19 protein-coding genes and 1 pseudogene are annotated in these 16,452 nt (G+C 29.1%); 13 read left to right on the top strand and 7 right to left on the bottom strand.

Annotated features, from left to right (window positions below):
* Positions 1-133: 133 nt before the first annotated feature.
* From HB672_RS09635 to HB672_RS09615, 5 genes and pseudogenes are all read right to left on the bottom strand, one after another.
* On the bottom strand, positions 134-979 hold the full coding sequence (locus HB672_RS09635; RefSeq protein WP_167611594.1) for a biotin-dependent carboxyltransferase family protein: 846 nt from the start codon (positions 977-979) through the stop codon (positions 134-136).
* Positions 972-1,706 (bottom strand): 5-oxoprolinase subunit PxpB, encoded by a 735-nt coding sequence (gene pxpB / locus HB672_RS09630; RefSeq protein WP_167611591.1) that lies wholly within the window; start codon positions 1,704-1,706, stop codon positions 972-974. Before pxpB ends, HB672_RS09635 begins: the two co-directional genes overlap by 8 nt.
* 4 nt (positions 1,707-1,710) lie before the next feature.
* Positions 1,711-2,451 (bottom strand): 5-oxoprolinase subunit PxpA, encoded by a 741-nt coding sequence (pxpA, locus tag HB672_RS09625; RefSeq protein ID WP_167611586.1) that lies wholly within the window; start codon positions 2,449-2,451, stop codon positions 1,711-1,713.
* On the bottom strand, positions 2,452-3,678 hold the full coding sequence (locus HB672_RS09620) for an Nramp family divalent metal transporter (RefSeq protein WP_167611583.1): 1,227 nt from the start codon (positions 3,676-3,678) through the stop codon (positions 2,452-2,454).
* Positions 3,679-3,708: 30 nt separating this feature from the next.
* A pseudogene (locus HB672_RS09615) lies at positions 3,709-3,861 on the bottom strand (hypothetical protein); the annotation flags it as partial.
* A gap of 38 nt (positions 3,862-3,899) precedes the next feature.
* Here HB672_RS09615 and HB672_RS09610 point away from each other — a divergent pair.
* The 13 genes from HB672_RS09610 to HB672_RS09550 all read left to right on the top strand — a co-directional run bounded on the left by HB672_RS09610 (position 3,900) and on the right by HB672_RS09550 (position 15,455).
* Positions 3,900-4,535: a hypothetical protein gene (locus HB672_RS09610; protein WP_167611580.1), complete on the top strand. Its 636-nt coding sequence runs from the start codon at positions 3,900-3,902 to the stop codon at positions 4,533-4,535.
* A gap of 7 nt (positions 4,536-4,542) precedes the next feature.
* The gene (locus HB672_RS09605; protein WP_167611577.1) at positions 4,543-6,078 is read left to right on the top strand and encodes a recombinase family protein; all 1,536 of its coding nucleotides are present in this window, start codon (positions 4,543-4,545) and stop codon (positions 6,076-6,078) included.
* Positions 6,079-6,428: 350 nt separating this feature from the next.
* Positions 6,429-6,872: a hypothetical protein gene (locus HB672_RS09600; RefSeq protein WP_167611574.1), complete on the top strand. Its 444-nt coding sequence runs from the start codon at positions 6,429-6,431 to the stop codon at positions 6,870-6,872.
* A 293-nt stretch (positions 6,873-7,165) separates the two neighbouring features.
* On the top strand, positions 7,166-7,408 hold the full coding sequence (locus HB672_RS09595) for a hypothetical protein (RefSeq protein ID WP_167611571.1): 243 nt from the start codon (positions 7,166-7,168) through the stop codon (positions 7,406-7,408).
* A 552-nt stretch (positions 7,409-7,960) separates the two neighbouring features.
* Positions 7,961-8,554 carry a hypothetical protein gene (locus HB672_RS09590; protein WP_167611568.1) on the top strand — a complete coding sequence of 198 codons (594 nt, stop codon included), beginning with the start codon at positions 7,961-7,963 and terminating at the stop codon, positions 8,552-8,554.
* Positions 8,555-8,653: 99 nt separating this feature from the next.
* Positions 8,654-9,316, top strand: coding sequence for a hypothetical protein (locus HB672_RS09585; RefSeq protein ID WP_167611565.1), 663 nt, complete (start codon positions 8,654-8,656; stop codon positions 9,314-9,316).
* Between the two features lie 481 nt (positions 9,317-9,797).
* Positions 9,798-10,076, top strand: coding sequence for a hypothetical protein (locus tag HB672_RS09580; RefSeq protein ID WP_167611562.1), 279 nt, complete (start codon positions 9,798-9,800; stop codon positions 10,074-10,076).
* The gene (locus tag HB672_RS09575; RefSeq protein ID WP_167611559.1) at positions 10,076-10,807 is read left to right on the top strand and encodes an SOS response-associated peptidase; all 732 of its coding nucleotides are present in this window, start codon (positions 10,076-10,078) and stop codon (positions 10,805-10,807) included. The genes HB672_RS09580 and HB672_RS09575 overlap by 1 nt, the downstream gene beginning before the upstream one ends.
* A 339-nt stretch (positions 10,808-11,146) precedes the next feature.
* Positions 11,147-11,440 carry a hypothetical protein gene (locus HB672_RS09570; RefSeq protein ID WP_167611556.1) on the top strand — a complete coding sequence of 98 codons (294 nt, stop codon included), beginning with the start codon at positions 11,147-11,149 and terminating at the stop codon, positions 11,438-11,440.
* A 2-nt stretch (positions 11,441-11,442) separates the two neighbouring features.
* The gene (locus tag HB672_RS09565) at positions 11,443-11,634 is read left to right on the top strand and encodes a hypothetical protein (RefSeq protein WP_167611553.1); all 192 of its coding nucleotides are present in this window, start codon (positions 11,443-11,445) and stop codon (positions 11,632-11,634) included.
* Positions 11,635-11,836: 202 nt separating this feature from the next.
* Positions 11,837-12,196, top strand: coding sequence for a hypothetical protein (locus tag HB672_RS09560; protein WP_167611550.1), 360 nt, complete (start codon positions 11,837-11,839; stop codon positions 12,194-12,196).
* A 302-nt stretch (positions 12,197-12,498) separates the two neighbouring features.
* Complete coding sequence (locus tag HB672_RS09555; protein ID WP_208864203.1) at positions 12,499-14,448, top strand: AAA family ATPase; 1,950 nt, start codon at positions 12,499-12,501, stop codon at positions 14,446-14,448.
* Between the two features lie 8 nt (positions 14,449-14,456).
* A complete protein-coding gene (locus HB672_RS09550; protein WP_167611547.1) occupies positions 14,457-15,455 on the top strand; it encodes a hypothetical protein in 999 nt (332 codons plus the stop codon).
* Here the strand turns inward: HB672_RS09550 and HB672_RS09545 are convergent, their stop codons facing one another.
* Both HB672_RS09545 and HB672_RS09540 read right to left on the bottom strand, forming a co-directional pair.
* The gene (locus HB672_RS09545) at positions 15,456-16,064 is read right to left on the bottom strand and encodes a recombinase family protein (RefSeq protein WP_167611544.1); all 609 of its coding nucleotides are present in this window, start codon (positions 16,062-16,064) and stop codon (positions 15,456-15,458) included.
* A 121-nt stretch (positions 16,065-16,185) separates the two neighbouring features.
* On the bottom strand, positions 16,186-16,431 hold the full coding sequence (locus HB672_RS09540) for a hypothetical protein (RefSeq protein ID WP_167611541.1): 246 nt from the start codon (positions 16,429-16,431) through the stop codon (positions 16,186-16,188).
* Between the last annotated feature and the right edge of the window lie 21 nt (positions 16,432-16,452).

Here is a 16,452-nt window from a genome sequence, read left to right as displayed (position 1 = left end):
TCAAATAATTTTTAATGTTAGTTAATAGTCAATTGACGTCAATAATTTATTCATTTTGAATAAACTTTTATACGTCTAAGTTATTGAAAACATATCACAAAAAGAAGAAAAACCTCACTTTTAAAAGCTTCTTTTAACTTATCAATCTGAATTTTATTTTATTTCCAGTAAATTTTTGGGCTAAGTTATTAATTGAAACTACCGAGAGTTGCAAAATTCTTGGGTAGCCACCTGTTGTTTGACAATCTCTCATTAAAACTATTAACTTCCCAGATGGAGTTAACTGAACCGTTCCTGGCAAAACCAAAGAAGTAATAATATCTTTTAAATTATTCTCAATCAATTCATTTAATTGATAAGCCATCCGGTTGTTCTCTTTTGCGATGGTAAAATCTTTATCAAACAAACTACTGATTTGAATCGCATTTAATTTATAAAATTCTGGGCCTTTATATACTTGAATTATATGATTCTCTATGTAATCCGTATTAGGTTTGATAGATGCATTTTTATTACTTACATAGTTTTTTGACTCAATTGCAAGCATATCGCCCTTTTGCAATAGAGGGGTTTGAGTTACACCTTTATACATACTTCTACTATTAAGAACAAAAGCTGTTTGAAATCCACCAGAAACAGCTAGATATGAACGAAACCCCTTTTTTAAACTACCAAATTCTATAACATCCCCTTTATTTACATTGATTGCTAAATAATTATTTATCCTAACGCCATTAAGGGTTGGGGATAAATTTGCTCCTGTAACAGAAACAGCAGAATTACAAGTAAATTCCAGCTTTGGCCCTACCATTGTCATTTCAAGAACTGCGCAATGTTCATTGTTGCCAAGAATGGCATTCGCTATTTTAGCGGCCTCCAAATCCATCGCACCAGAAATTGGCACTCCAAGGTGCTGGTAGTCTTTTCTGCCCAAATCTTGAATGCTCGTGTAAAATCCAGGATGTAAAACCCTAACCATCAAATACCTCGCTTTCCATTACATACGCTTTAGATTCGATACTTTTTGAAATTTGCTCACATTCCATTTTTGTAACAGAAATAAACTGAATTTTATCACCAGATTGAGCAAAACATGGGTTTTCATCGTGTACATTAAAAAAATCGATGGGTGTTTTACCTATAATATTCCAGCCACCAGGGCTTTCAGTTGGATAAATTCCTGTTTGAGAGCCTCCAATGGCAACTGAACCTTTATTAACTTTTAATCTAGGTGTATTCTTTCTTGAGAAATGGAGTCGGTTATCTAATCCACCTAAATATAAAAATCCAGGCAAAAACCCCAGAAAATAAATGCGATAAATAGTGCTAGAATGAAGTCGAATAATCTCAGAAATTTCAATGGTGTTTTTTTTAGAAATTTCTTCTAAATCTATTCCAAAATCAAGATCATAACATACAGGAATTCTCCACAATTTATAACTGCTTTTTTGAGTGTCTGAATCGGCTAAAAGCACATGTTTAAGTATTAAAACTTCATCATAGAAATTATTTATAGTGAAATTATAAGTTATTAATATCGAGTTATATGCTGATTTTATATAAACTTTTTCTTTAAATATATAATTTTCCAATTTCTGCTTATAAGAAAGTACACTTTCAAGAATGTTTTCTGATATTATTTGAGGCCATTCAATTAAAATTGATCGCTCTCCAAAAGGTTTATATTTTAATTCAAATTCATTCAAAACATTATTGAATTTTAACTCCAGAATCTATTAAATTTTGTCGTAGTTTTTTTATCAATTTTAAGACTTCTGGATTATCTCCATGAATGCAAATAGTATCTGCTTTAATTGGCACCTCTACTCCGTTTACAGCTGTTACCTTTTTATATAAAATCATATTTTGAACATGAAGTGTCATTTTATCCGCATCATGAATCACAGCCTTCTCCTTAGTTCTTGAAACGAGTGATAAGTCATCATTATAATTTCTATCAGCAAACACTTCATATACAATAGGAACACCCTCTTTAATCGCTACTTCCGAAATCACTGACCCATAAGGCACATAAAGCTTTAATGGCAAATGAATGCTTTTCATAACTTCAACAACAACCTCAGCGGTAGTTCTATCTTTTGCAGCTAAATTATATAGTGCGCCATGAGGCTTTATATGGTGCAAGGCTGCATGTTCTTCTCTTACAATATTCATCAAGGATTTAATCTGATTTTTAACTGTTTGATATAAAGCCGCGCAAGACATATCTACAATCTGTCTTCCAAAGTTATCTTTATCAGGAAGCGAGGGATGCGCACCAATTTTAACACGATGTTGTTTAGCTAATTCAACACATATTCTCATTGATTCATAATCTCCAGCATGTCCACCACAAGCTATGTTACAAGAAGAAAGTAGCGGCATTAAATCTGCTTCGTTACCTACGCCTTCACCAATATCAGCGTTTATATCTATTGAAATGTTATGCATTTATAGTAATTCAAAAACTTTTAATATGCTTTTAGCTCCCAGAAAAATAGTGATTGCGAGAATAACAACACTTATTACATTTTGTCTCATCGTGTTTTTATAATCACCTAAAACAGAATGTTTATTCATAATCCATATAAGAAACCCTGCTATTACTGGTAATAGAATACCATTAGCAACTTGAGCAAATTTTATAATTTCTATCGATTTAATTCCAGATGACGACGATAACACACCAACTACCAAAATAAACATCCATACACCTCTAAATTTTTTAGACCTCATGTTAGTAGACAAACCCAAACAACCTGTGGCTACAAAAGCTGCTGCCAATGGTGCTGTGATAGCACTTGTAATACCTGCTGCAAATAATCCTATTGCTAGAAAATATTTAGAGAAACTTCCAAAAAGTGGCTCTAAGCCTTTTGCTAAGTCTGCAGCATTACTAATTTCACTTGATTGAATAGCTGCTGCAGATATAATGATGCACATGGATACTACACCTCCTAAAACCACTGCAACAATAGTGTCTTTTCGAGCGTGTTTTAAATCCGTATTGCTTTTCCATTTTTCTTTTACCAAAGACGCATGCAAAAAGAGATTATATGGCACTACAGTTGTCCCAATCAACCCAATAACGATTAAGATACTATGATCTGGGAATTTAGGAACAAAGACACCTTTAAACACCTCGGTTAGATTTGGCTTCGTCATAATAGCCGTTACGATAAACGCAATACTCATCAATATAACTAATGACACGAGTGCTTTTTCTAAAATCTTGTAATTACCAATATACAAGAGTATAAAGGCCACTAAACCAATAGCAACGCTAAAATAGTTTAAAGAAAATGAGCCAATATCTACCGAGTGATGGCCCAAAACAGCTTCGAGCCCTAAAACACCACCACTAATATTCCCAGCTTCATAAGCGGCATTACCAATAACGATGGCTGATAAGATTAATAAAATAGAAAATCCTTTGATTAATGGGCTTTTAATTTCCGTTCTAATAATCTCAGCAGGACCTTTTTGAGAAATAATACCCAAACGCGCGGACATTTCCTGTAAAACTATAGTCGCAACTATAGACAGTACCATAGCCCAAAGTAAGGCATAGCCAAAATTAACTCCAGCTACAGTACATAAAGTCACCGTTCCTGGACCAATAAAGGCAGCTGCCACTAATGGTCCTGGACCAATGTTTTTAAACCAGTTTCTAATCATTAGAGATTATTTTAATTTTATAAAGTCATTTTAACCTAACCAACCTTCTCTATCTAAACTTCGGTATTGAATAGCTTCACTAATATGATTGCCATTAATCTTTTCTACACCTTCTAGATCAGCTATGGTACGAGCTACCTTAATTACCCTATACTACATATAGCTCAAGTTTATTTTTATTATATTTATCACACAAAATACATACAAATAATTAATAAATTATGGATGCCACAGATAAATATGGAGTTTTTATAATTGAAACTTTAAAGCTTAAAGATGAAAAAAAAGGAAATCTTGATGGGCAAGTTTTAAAAGATATTCTTGACTTATGTGATATTCCTAATGAATATTACTATATCAGAACTAGACAAGAACTGGAAGAAATAATTATTGAATTTGAAGCATCAGAGTTTAGATATCTTCATTTCTCTTGTCATGCTAACGATAGTCAAATCGGATTCACCTTTGAAAGTTTATTTTTTTCAGAATTTGAAGAAATCATAGGTGAATACTTAAATAACAAAAGGGTTTTTATGTCCGCATGTAAGGCAAGTAATTTTGAGTTTGCAAAAACATTGATACCAAGAACAGGTTGCACATCGTTAATAGGTTCGCCAGATAAAATAAATTTTGATAAGTCCTCTGTTTTTTGGTCTAGTTTTTATCATTTAATGAATGAAAATGACAGCGATAGAATGGGACAACCAGAAATTAAAAAAGTTTTACAATCACTAGTTAATATTCATAATATCCCCATCAATTATTATTCATTCATAAGAAATAATAAAAAAGAACTCAATCAAAACTTGATTAGACCTAATAAGAAAATTCAAAGAACGAGACTAGCAATAAAATAGAATTAATATGAAAGCAGTTGCATACCTCAGAGTAAGTACACAAGACCAGTCTTTACAAAGGCAGTATGATGATATTGAAAAATTTGCCATAGATAAAAACTTGGATTTGATTAAAATATTTGAAGACAAAGTAAGTGGTTCTAAAACTAAAACCGATAATAGGATTGGTTTTAATCAAATGGAAAAATTCATTGAGCTTAATCAAGAAGTTAAGCATATTCTAGTATTAGAAATTTCTCGTTTGGGAAGAAAAAACAGTGATATTCAAAATGTAGTTGAACGATATAGTTCTAAAGGTATCAATATTCATATCAAAGATTTAGGAGAATCCACATTAGACAAAAACGGTAACCGTGATTTTAAATCAGATTTAATAATCTCAATGCTTGGTGTCATGGCTGCTAATGAATCTAGGCTACTATCATCTAGAATTAAATCAGGTAAAATGTCAAATGCAAAAAAGAACCTTGCTTTTGGAGGTAATATAATCGGATATAAAAAAGGAGAAGATGGAACACCTGTGATAGATGAAGAACAAGCTCCAATGATAAAAAGAATCTTTGAGTTGGCATCTAAAGGACAAGGCATGAGAAATATCTCTGCTATAATCGAATCTGAATATAACAGAAAAATCGCAATTGGTACACTTAGTGGAATAGTAAGAAACACATTTCATAAAGGAGAAAGAAAATATAATAATTTAACACTCCCAGTACCGCCAATAGTAACAGAGAATCTATGGCAAAAAGCAAACAACTCAATTGATAGCAGAAGTAAATTTGGTAGTAGAACAAAAGTAAATACAAATATTGTTCAAGGTAAAATTTCCTGTGGAGAGTGTGACAATACAATGCACCAAAAAGTAATTCCTCAAGGACGAATAGATATTTTTATTTGCAAAGACACAAGATGTAAGAACTCAATAAATCGTCCTTGGCTTTTTAGAATGGTACGACTTGCGGTTGAAAAACATGCTAAAAAAACTAAAGAGAAACAATATCGTGATGAAATAGAATTGAAAATATTATCAAATGAAGCGTTGATAAAAGCTAATAATAAGGAGCAAGAGAAATTAAAAAGGAGGCGTATCAGACTTCAAACAATAATTTTAGACGATGAAATGTCCGATGAACAATATAATAACCATATTGCGATTATTAAAGATGGGTTGAATAAAGTAAAAATAAATAATGATAAGCTTAATGAGGAAATCAAAGGCTTTAAGACAGCTTTAGAAAATGAAATTAAACATTTCGATAAGGATTTAGAAGTTTTCAAAATACAAATTAAAGATATACTAAAATCTATTGTAATTTATAGAAATCGTGTTCTCATTGATGTTTTTGGTTGGCACATTTACGACCTACATAAACCTAATAGCACTAAACTTGGTTGGGAAGCTCGTAAACCTGAAAGCGAAAGATATATCAATGAGAAGCTACCTCTAAGACATCCAATAAATGATGAGAATTTAAAAATGATGATAAGTAACGAACTTTATTTCGATGAAAATGAAATTGACAAGCACAATAATTCAAATTAATTCTGTCTTAATCCTGATTTTTAAAATTTATCATATTAATACTCTCAAATTAAACTTATTTTTACAATCATAAATAAATAATTATAAGAAAGAATACTTAAAATCAAATACATAAAGAGTTAGCGTTGCTAATTGTTTCTCTATACGAAAATCTGGAAAATTTTAAAGAAGAGGAAATAGTTAAGTCAATGCGCCATTTTGGGGCGTGTTATCTTTGCTGTTCAATATCTTCTTGGTGTTTCCAGATACCTCGTATAGTATTAACGTTAGTCAGAGGTTCACGCCCTCTTTCTTTATTAAATAAATTAACCTACCTAAAGAACCTTATGGTAAAACCTAAATTTTTTATTATGAAAAAAATATTTTTAATTTCATTGGTATTACTTTATGGATTGAGTGTTAATTCACAAGAAATATCTGTTTCTAAACCTATTAAAACATTTTACAAATCAGGCGACCAAGTAATTCAAACATTAGGCGAAAGTGATGGTGTTGTATTTATGTTTCAAGATGAAAGATACGACCATATTGATGCTATAGAAAGCGTAAATTTTGAAAATAAAGAAGCAATGTTATACTTCTTTAAAAAATTAGAGGAAGTTCAATTAGCACCTAAAACAGAAAAAAGTGTTGACGTTTCAGTTGTAATGAATGACCATGTATTAAACAAAAAGGAAGTCAAAATAGTTCGATATGGCAATAAACAATTCGTTACAAATGTTTATGTTGGAAAGGCTTATACAATTATTCCTAAAACATATTTGAAAAAATTAATGAAGAAAATAAACGAATAAGCACAATAAATAATATTAAAACTCGCCACTTTATGAATAATATAGTGGCTTTTTTATTTTCAATAATTAGTAAAAAAATCAAAACTTCCACTTCGATAAAAAACTAAAATATTTTATTGATTTTAGTGGTTTTAACCCTTACATTATTTACAGTTCAATTTTACATTCAAATCTCTCAAAAGCCTTATGGATAAAGAGATAGCTGATGCAACAACTACTTAACTCCGTATAATAGATAGATAAGTGGTTTTGAACATTCTAAAAATTAAGGTAAATAATAAAAAATTAACGCTATGAACAACATAATAAATAAGAACAGAATATCGGAGCGAGGGTTGGCATTAATGAAAGTCTATTCAAAAAATAGAAAAGTTGTTCCTGCTCTTGATGTATTTATAAACGATTACTACAAAATTGTTGACCCTGCAAAGAGTAATCATCACTTAATGAAACAAACTACATTGGTTTTAAAAGAAGTGTACGACAATTTTATTAAACAGAAAAAAACTAAAATTGCGATTACAATTGTTTTATAAAAAGTTAAATGAAGAATTGCATTATAAAATTGGCTTAATGCGTTTTTTAACCGTTTTAATAATGGTTATAAGCAAATCAATATATTATACTAACACAAATTTATAACACTTCTTAAAACCTTTATTTTAAAAATTAGTTTAATATCATTTGGGCTCTATGAGGATAGAAGTTAAATAGATGTTCAATTCATTCCATAAAGACAATTAAAAAATAATCAGCAAAGCACAGCTTTGCCTCTTTTTTCTATAACTTATAAATTAAAAACTACTATTAAAATTTATATATAACGGTATATTAAAATGTTAACCCAGTATATTAAAATATTAACTACCGGTACATTAAAATGTTAACCGGTACATTAAAATATTAACTTTTGAAACTTAATTTAGTAACAATGGACAAATTACAAACTCATCATTATTTCCATAAAGGAATAAGATATGATAATATGAAAGAAGCCTGTATCAAACTTGGTATAACCACAAGAGCATTCAGGTATAAAGTTAAAGCTAAAGAGATTATCAAAATCGATAACAGTCAAAATAGACATTATGAACAAGCAGTTAAACAAAACTAGAGAAGAATACGAGTATTCTCCCCTATTCATTTTTATACAAGAAGATTGGTTTCAGGAAAACGAACTCTACAAAAAAATTGATATTGAAATATTTTTAGATTGTGATTTAACTATAAATGATTTGGCAATTTATTTAGCAATCGTAAGATATTCATCATTTGAAGATTTTTATCAAAATATACCAAATCAGCTTATTACAGGTTTAACAGGTATCACTCAAACTAACCAATCAAGGTCAGTTAAGAAACTAGCTGATAAAGGGTATATTGAATATATACATTCAGACTATTCAAATAGGTATAAGGTTGAAGTCAATCCAAAGAAATATTTAAAAGTAAAGCTTGAACAATTTAACGGATTAAAATACAAAACGGAATACGTTAGAAGATTAAAAGGATTGATTTTATCAAATTGTGGAAATTGTATTACTACTTATAAAACATCAAATAAACGATGTAATAATAAGTTAACTAGAGCTGAATACAAGAAAATTAAAAAAATCTATAATGATAATGAAAATACAGACTATGAAAACTCAGTCAGCAATTATATAAAATTAGCAATATAAATTACATAATATAAACAAAAACATTTTACTCTTTTTTTAAATGTTAGGGGCGGTTTACTTTGGTATTCTGCCCTTTTTAATACAATAAATTAAAACACCATGGAAAATAAAATTAAAAAGAAAATACCATTAATGATAAATGAAGCATACAAGAATAAACTTGAAGCTTCTGTAAAGGTCATATTAGAAAAAATAGGTATTGCTCAACAAAAGGCAAAAGATTACTTAAACATTGATTTAAGTAAAACAGATAAGGCAATTGAATTTATCAAATCATATACATCAGAAAATGATTCTGAGAATATTGATAAACAAAATCAACTCTTATTCATAAAGTTCAACAAAGAGATTTCAAAATTAATGTCAGATTACCCAAACCTCATCAAAACAAAGGCATTAGATATGTTTTGTACTAATAATGACAGAGGACAAGTTAAAGATTTGATTTATCTTATTGTAACTATCAATTTAGGAATAAAGCGTCTAGGGGCAACAAATTTAAAATTTGAATCATTTGTACTTAATGATGAATTCGCTTATAACAGAAAAATTGATACTCAATTAAAAGAATTATACACTACATATTGCAAAACCAATAAGCAAGTTGAGTTAAAAGTATTAGCAGAGAAATTAAAAGAAACCGTAAACCATTCCATTAAGGTTGGTTTAATATCTGATAATGCTTTAGGCATTAATATCGAAAACATAATTGATATTAATACAGGAAAGGTCAAGTATAACAGAATTGCAACAATTAAATAATTAATCTCTAACACTTAAAAGAAGAAAAAAACAAGAATACCAATCAATATAAATTCATATTCTTAACACTAATAATTACAAATTGTAATAGATTAATTGTATATTTGAATATCGAATTATTACTTCAAATATTAGATTTGGTAAGCTACCTAATAACAGGTGGTTTATTCGTATACCCTTTTTTAAAAAAACCTATTCCTGTTAACAACTTTTTATCTTAATTTATAAAAATAACTTGTTTTAGTTGTTGTTTTTTTATAGTCAAAACCTATTTACTAATGGCACAGTCCATTTCATAGAATCTTTTTTAATGGTTTATGAAAACACATTATGAATATTTATTTCACTTAAGATAAGAAATGAAGGGATATAAAAAAAAAGACCCACGTATGTGGATGTTTTACGGTAAGTACAGCAAGCCTATTTTATGGGCATTATTTATTATATTAGTGATTGCTATCATTTATGAAAAATTAAAATAATGGGGGTTATAGTAAGAATAGAAACTAGAACTGAGAATGTTTTAGAGTGGCATGAAGAGTTCAGTTATGAGCAAGAAGAATATCATCAGAAAGTTATCGATTCATTCGAGTATAGATTAAACAAATATCTTACTTATTCAATAAATGGTTTTATTCAAATTAATGCGAAATTTGATTTTAACCCAATTACCAAAAAATTCAAACTAAAAGAATGCAACTCCCCATTTAGACATCATATAGACAAAGCCTTAAAAACAGAATTAAAAATATATTCATAATGTGTTTCCATACATCCTTAACCAAAGAAGAAAAAGCCTTAGAAGAACGCTTTATGATTCATGCAGATTATTCAATGGGTGTATATGAGCCATATAATCATAGAAGTGGATTTGATAAAGATTTCATCTATATAATTAAAGATGAAGAACCATATAATTTTTTCCCAGCTTATTGGGGATTGATGCCAGAAGATTATAACATATATCAAAGAACAGGATTCTTAAAAAAAACCAATACACTTAATGCAAGAGCTGAAGGGTTATTTGAATCACCATTATTTGAGAAACCAACTCTTGAAAATAGATGTTTGATATTAGCTGATGGCTTTTTCGAACCTCATACAAGAAATGGTAAATCATTTCCACATTATATTCGATATAAAAATAAAGGGGCATTTGCATTTGCAGGCATCTATACTGAATTAGATGATGGGTTATATACAGCTAGTATAATTACAACTCTTGCAAATCCCTATTTTAAAGAAATACACAATAAGCCAAATAGATTAAATGAATATAGAATGCCTTTGGTATTGGATGAATCAAATGAAGCTGATTGGATTGATGGTTCTTTAAACAAGAATCAAATCATGGAATTATTATTTACATTCACAAATGAAGATTTTGAATCATATACTGTATCCAAAGATGTTATGAATAGCCATGTAGATTCAAATAGACCAGATATTCTTCAACCAGTGCTATATGATGAATTAAATACCTTGTTTTAAAGAGATATCTCTATTAATAATACTTCGGTCTCCTTATTAAATTAAAAAAAATAAACATAAACCTTTCATAATAAAAGACTTAATAAAAATAATTTGAAGCACTAATGTGAACAAAAGAGTGTGCGCGCCATATTTTTTAATCGCCAAACTTTTATTGCATTTTTTTTCTATGAAACTCACGCTATCCATAGAAATAATTTCTATATGATTACAAAAATCATGTTTCCAAACAATCTAGGAAGCCAAATATTTTCAACATTATTTTTTTATAAAAACCACATTACTTCATAGAGAAATAATGCATAAAACGTTAACATTATTTTAAAAATTTAAATTCAAATGGAAGAGCCAGAAAATAAAAAACCTGTAGGCAGACCACGAAAGTATATTAAAAAGCCAGCAGACGTACTAATTCGTAAGTCTATTGCCATAGCATTGGAGAAGTATTTTACTTCTGATATGTACCAAGAGGATATGGCACTTGGAAAATCAGGCGAAAAAAGAATGCAATTACATTTGAACCTACTCCCCTACGTGATTACAAAAAAAGAATCTATTAAAAAGATGTTAAGCGGACTTGATGAGGAAGAAACCGAAGCACTTGTTCAAAGATTAAAAGAAGAAATAAAATAGCTATGAGTATAAAAAAAATAAGAAAGCAACTTGAAATTGTAAAATTTAAAGAAAAAGATGCACCAGGTATGATATTCAAACTACAAGGAAAGTTTTATACAAACACCTCATACAGTCAAGAAGTGGATGAAGCATTTATTAAAAAACATAATTTGAGAGTAATCAAATTTAAAAAACCAACAAAAGCTTTATAAAGCTTTAGAGTACACATTAAAAGTTTATAACAATATGAATGAAATTCAATTGTAAAACCTACTAAAAACCAATTAACGTTAAGGTACGCTAAAGGTTAATAACATAAATGGTTATTCAAAGTCAGACATAACTTCTCTAAGCCATTTAACAACACAAGTTGGCAATCGACTTTTCGGCTTGTGTTTATCTAAAACAAATACAATGAGCATTTTTAAATCAAAAAACATTAATGCAAAAGCATTAATAGATAAAATATCTATGGTAGTCAAATTAGTTAATGCGGATTTAAGTAAGGAAGATTATCGCACTAAAGTAGAAGAACGATATGGGCTATCTAAAGAACAAAAACAATTTGTTATTGCTGTTAGCGATGATATGACAGAAGATGAAATAGAACAGCTTAAAACAAAGATTAAAGAGGATGATAGCGTTATGAAAAGCTATTGCAATAGGACTATGTTGAAAGACATCAACTCTGGAAAGCTGTTACCAAAATCAAATTTCGCAGTTGATGTAAATTATCCTGCCAGAGGTTTTAGAGCAATCTCAACAAACTCATAGAGAAAAAAGAGTATCGGCAAGTACTCGTGTTTAAATAGGCTATATGGGTGAGAGGGTCTCCGTATAGTCTATTTTTTAATTCTAAGGCATCAACATAAAGATAATATATTAGATGTAGGAAGCCAAACAAAAGACTTTATTTGAAATTCTAAAAAATTTGCTTTTGATATTACAATTGCAGCATACTACTTTTCCTGTTAATTTGTTTATAACATTTTATAAATCAGCTATGTAATCATTGTAATTTATTCTTGATTAATCGTATCTTCGTAAGACGTTCTAAATCTAAAATCGATATAATAATGAAATTAAAAAACGTAACAATACATAAGTACAAAAGCTTTGAGAATGACCAATCATTTGAAGTTCAAGATGACGTTACAATATTGGTCGGAATGAATGAATCAGGTAAAACTTCTGTTCTTGAATCAATTGCTAAAACAAACTATTTCCAAAACGACAAGAAGTTTAAATTTAACAAAACCCATGATTATCCAAGAAGACAAAAAAAGGCTATGGATAAGAGCGGAATAGAACCCAAAGCGATTACTTGTGTTTATGAAGTTAATGAAGATGTTATGTCACTAATTGAACAAAAATGTGGTGAAGGTGTGATGCTTTCAAAAAATATTTCTGTGACATCTAAATACGATAATGATAGTACTTGGGAAACCATAAATGTAGACGTATCAAGATTTATAGAAAATAAGACTAAAGAATTTGGAATATATAGCAAGGCTCTAAGCGATAAACTGATCGAACTAAATAACAGCTCCGATTTGGATAATGTAATCAGCGGTTATAAGGATGAAAAAATGTTATCTAAGCTAGAACTGTTAAAGCCATATTTTGGTAATAAGAATGGATGGGAAAACCCAATAGCTGAATACATTGCTACAAAGATAATCAAACCGAAATTACCAAAGTTTCTATACTATGACGAATACTACGCTTTACCCTCAACAATAGTCATTGAAAAACTAGAGGAAGAAGAATTATATGACGAAGAGTTAAAGACAGCAAAAGCATTGCTTGAATTAGCAGATTTAAGCTCATCTGATATATTAGAATCTACTGATTTTGAAGACCATTTAGCAGAATTGGAAGCAACTCAAGCAATTATAAGTGATGAACTTTTTAAATATTGGTCTACGAATAAAAATTTAAGTATAGAGTTTAGAATTGAGCCAGTAGAGAAAAAAGAGAAAAGAACAATAATTAACAATAGAAATCAAGAAGAAATTATTGAGGTAAGTATAGTAGAACATGTATTATACATTAGAGTAAATAATTACAGAACAAGAGTATCATTACCATTAAAAAACAGAAGTAAAGGCTTTAATTGGTTCTTTTCTTTCCTAGTTTGGTTTAAGAAAATCCAAGAAGATAAAAATTCTCAATACATTTTATTGCTTGATGAACCTGGATTAAATCTTCACGCATCAGCACAAAAAGATATGCTTGATTTTATAGAGGATTTATCAGATAATTACCAAATTCTATATACAACACATTCGCCTTTCTCAATACCATCCAATAAACTCGAAAGAGTTAGAACAGTTTTAGAAACAGAAGACGGTTCTGTTATTTCGGATAGCATTCAAGAGAAAGACCCTAACACACTTTTTCCATTACAAGCCGCATTAGGTTATGATATAGCACAAAACCTCTTTATATCAAATAAAAACCTACTAGTAGAGGGAGTATCAGACCTCATCATAATTACAGCTATCTCTGGAATACTTGAAGCCAATAGCAGAACAGGGTTAAGAAGTGATATAACAATCGTGCCAACAGGCGGTTTAGAAAAAGTTGCAACATTCATTTCATTATTGAGAGGTTCAAAATTAGAAATTGCTTGTTTACTTGATTCCTACAACGACCAAAGAGGTAAAGCTAAAATGGAGAAGATGATTTCTTCAAAAATTATACACAAGAGTAAAATCCGATTTTACGATGAATTTCTAGACGGTTATAATAAAGCTGACCTAGAGGATATGTTTGTCAAGGAAGATTACTTAAAACTCTTTAATTCGGCATTTAAAGAACATACAGATATTGAGGTATCTGACTTAAAAACAGAATTACCTACAATCATAATGCAGATAAGTGATATTCTAGGCAAGAACTTCAATCATTACAGACCCGCAAACGAATTAGTAAAACTTGGTGTGGATAAAGATTTCTTTTCAGCAGATACTTTAGATAACTTTGAAAAAGCATTTGTAGAAATAAATAAGTTATTTAAATAATTTCTTAAATGAGAAGAAATGGTCTGATTTATTGGAATTATAATAAAATTCAAACTATAAAGCGAGATTTATTGTTTTTTGAACATTTGGTTTATGATATAGATTTTTATAAAAATTATATAAACAATTTAAATTTCAGTAATAATATTGTTGGAAATAATGCATTAAAATCTCATATAGATGAACTAAAATCAACAATATATTTTTTAGAAGATCAGGATTTGTTGAGTAGTTTTAACCGTAAGGAAATTATCACTAGTTTAGAGTCAATCAAACAGGAACATCCAATTATTTCTAAAAGTGTTGAAGATTTCTTTAATAATATGTCAAAACTTTTAGATTCTCAACAAGAAGCATTAGGTGTTAAGCTTAAATTACTAAACATAGTTAAAGATTATCCGCAGAATAAAGGTAAAATCGATACGCAAGATATTATAAGGATGTCTCTTGATGGGATTAACTTTGATAATGTTTCAAGACATTTAAGTTCATATATGAGTGCGTTAAATTTTAATGAGACTTATACACCAATTACAAATAGTTTTACTTCAATCGAAAGTAAAAATAACGTTGAAGAACAAATCTATAAGCTAGTAATTTCGAATATACCAACACCTAAAACAAATATTCCATTTCAAGAGATAATTGATTTCCGAAATGATTCCGATAATATAATCCGATATAATAGGTTAATCCATTGGATTAAGAATATTTCAAAATCTGGACTTAAAATCAATGAAGTCAAAGATGAATTAGAATATTTAACATTGGACTTTGAAAATCATATGAAACTTCATAAACAAGATTACGAATTAACTGATTTAGAAGTTTTTGTTTTTTTACCGTTAGAATTTGCAGAAAAAATAATAAAGATGCAGTGGTCAAAACTACCAGATACAATATTCAAAATCAAAAAAAACAAAGTCAAATTATTGATAGAAGAATCTAATGCCCCCGGAAGAGAAATGGCATATATTATAAAAACGAATGAAAAATTTAAAAAATAATTAAGCTACTTTCTCCAATCTTGTTTGTACTTTCTTTACAGTAACAAATGCTTTCTTAGTATACTTTGAGACCTTATTAAGTGATAAACCGTCTTTTAGAAGTTCTACGACATCTTTATGACGCTCTAAGTATTTTGTGTTACTCATGGTTGCACCTACCTTACGACCTTTATAAACGCCTTTAGCCTTTGCAATTTCAATCCCTTGTTTTTGTCTTTCTTTAATGGCTTCAATTTCCAATCCTGCAACTGAACCGAGTAAGTCAATTATCATTTTTGCAATGCTATTCATAGAACCATTATCATTTAATAATTCCATTCTAATGTTCTCAGCATATATTTGAACACCATTCTCAATAAACCAATTTAATTGTTTTTGCATTTCAACAACATTACGTCCTAACCTATCGACTGAATGGATGATAACATAATTAATTTTACCCTCTTGAATATCTTTAATTAACCTTTTCCCTGATGGTCTTTCACTAAATGGAATTAAACCTGATACCTTATCCTCATAAAGTTTTACCTTTTCATCTGTTTCTCTTTGTCTAGAACTATTTTGCTCCAATGATGACACTCTTATATACTTTGCTTTCTTAATTCCCATTATATAAATATTTAAGTTCTTAAAGCCTAAATTTAAAGAATCATTTTTGTCATCTGGACACTATTTCAGAACTTTATTAATAAAAACCTCACTATATTTCAAGTGAGGTTTTTTATTTAATTTAAGAATTTAGATTTTTTAGATTTACTACACTCTGATTCAAAAAGTCAATAATCCTTGTGGAAGAATATTTCAAGTCTTTATGATTATAAATATCTTCAAGATAGTTTATAAAAAATTTCATATCAGATAGAGTTTTAATTACATTTTTATTTCTATTTTCTGGATAAAAATGTTTTTCAGTTTGTTCACTGTTAATGATTTGAATTAATTCAGTTTCTTGTTTAGATTCTTGAATTCTGCTCATAAAATATTGTTTTTAAATTAA

This window comes from Gaetbulibacter sp. S0825 (genome assembly GCF_011777505.1).
Lineage (GTDB): Bacteria > Bacteroidota > Bacteroidia > Flavobacteriales > Flavobacteriaceae > Pontimicrobium.
The sequence above is the reverse complement of the archived record's forward strand: the minus strand, read 5'-3'. Positions and strand labels throughout refer to the sequence as shown.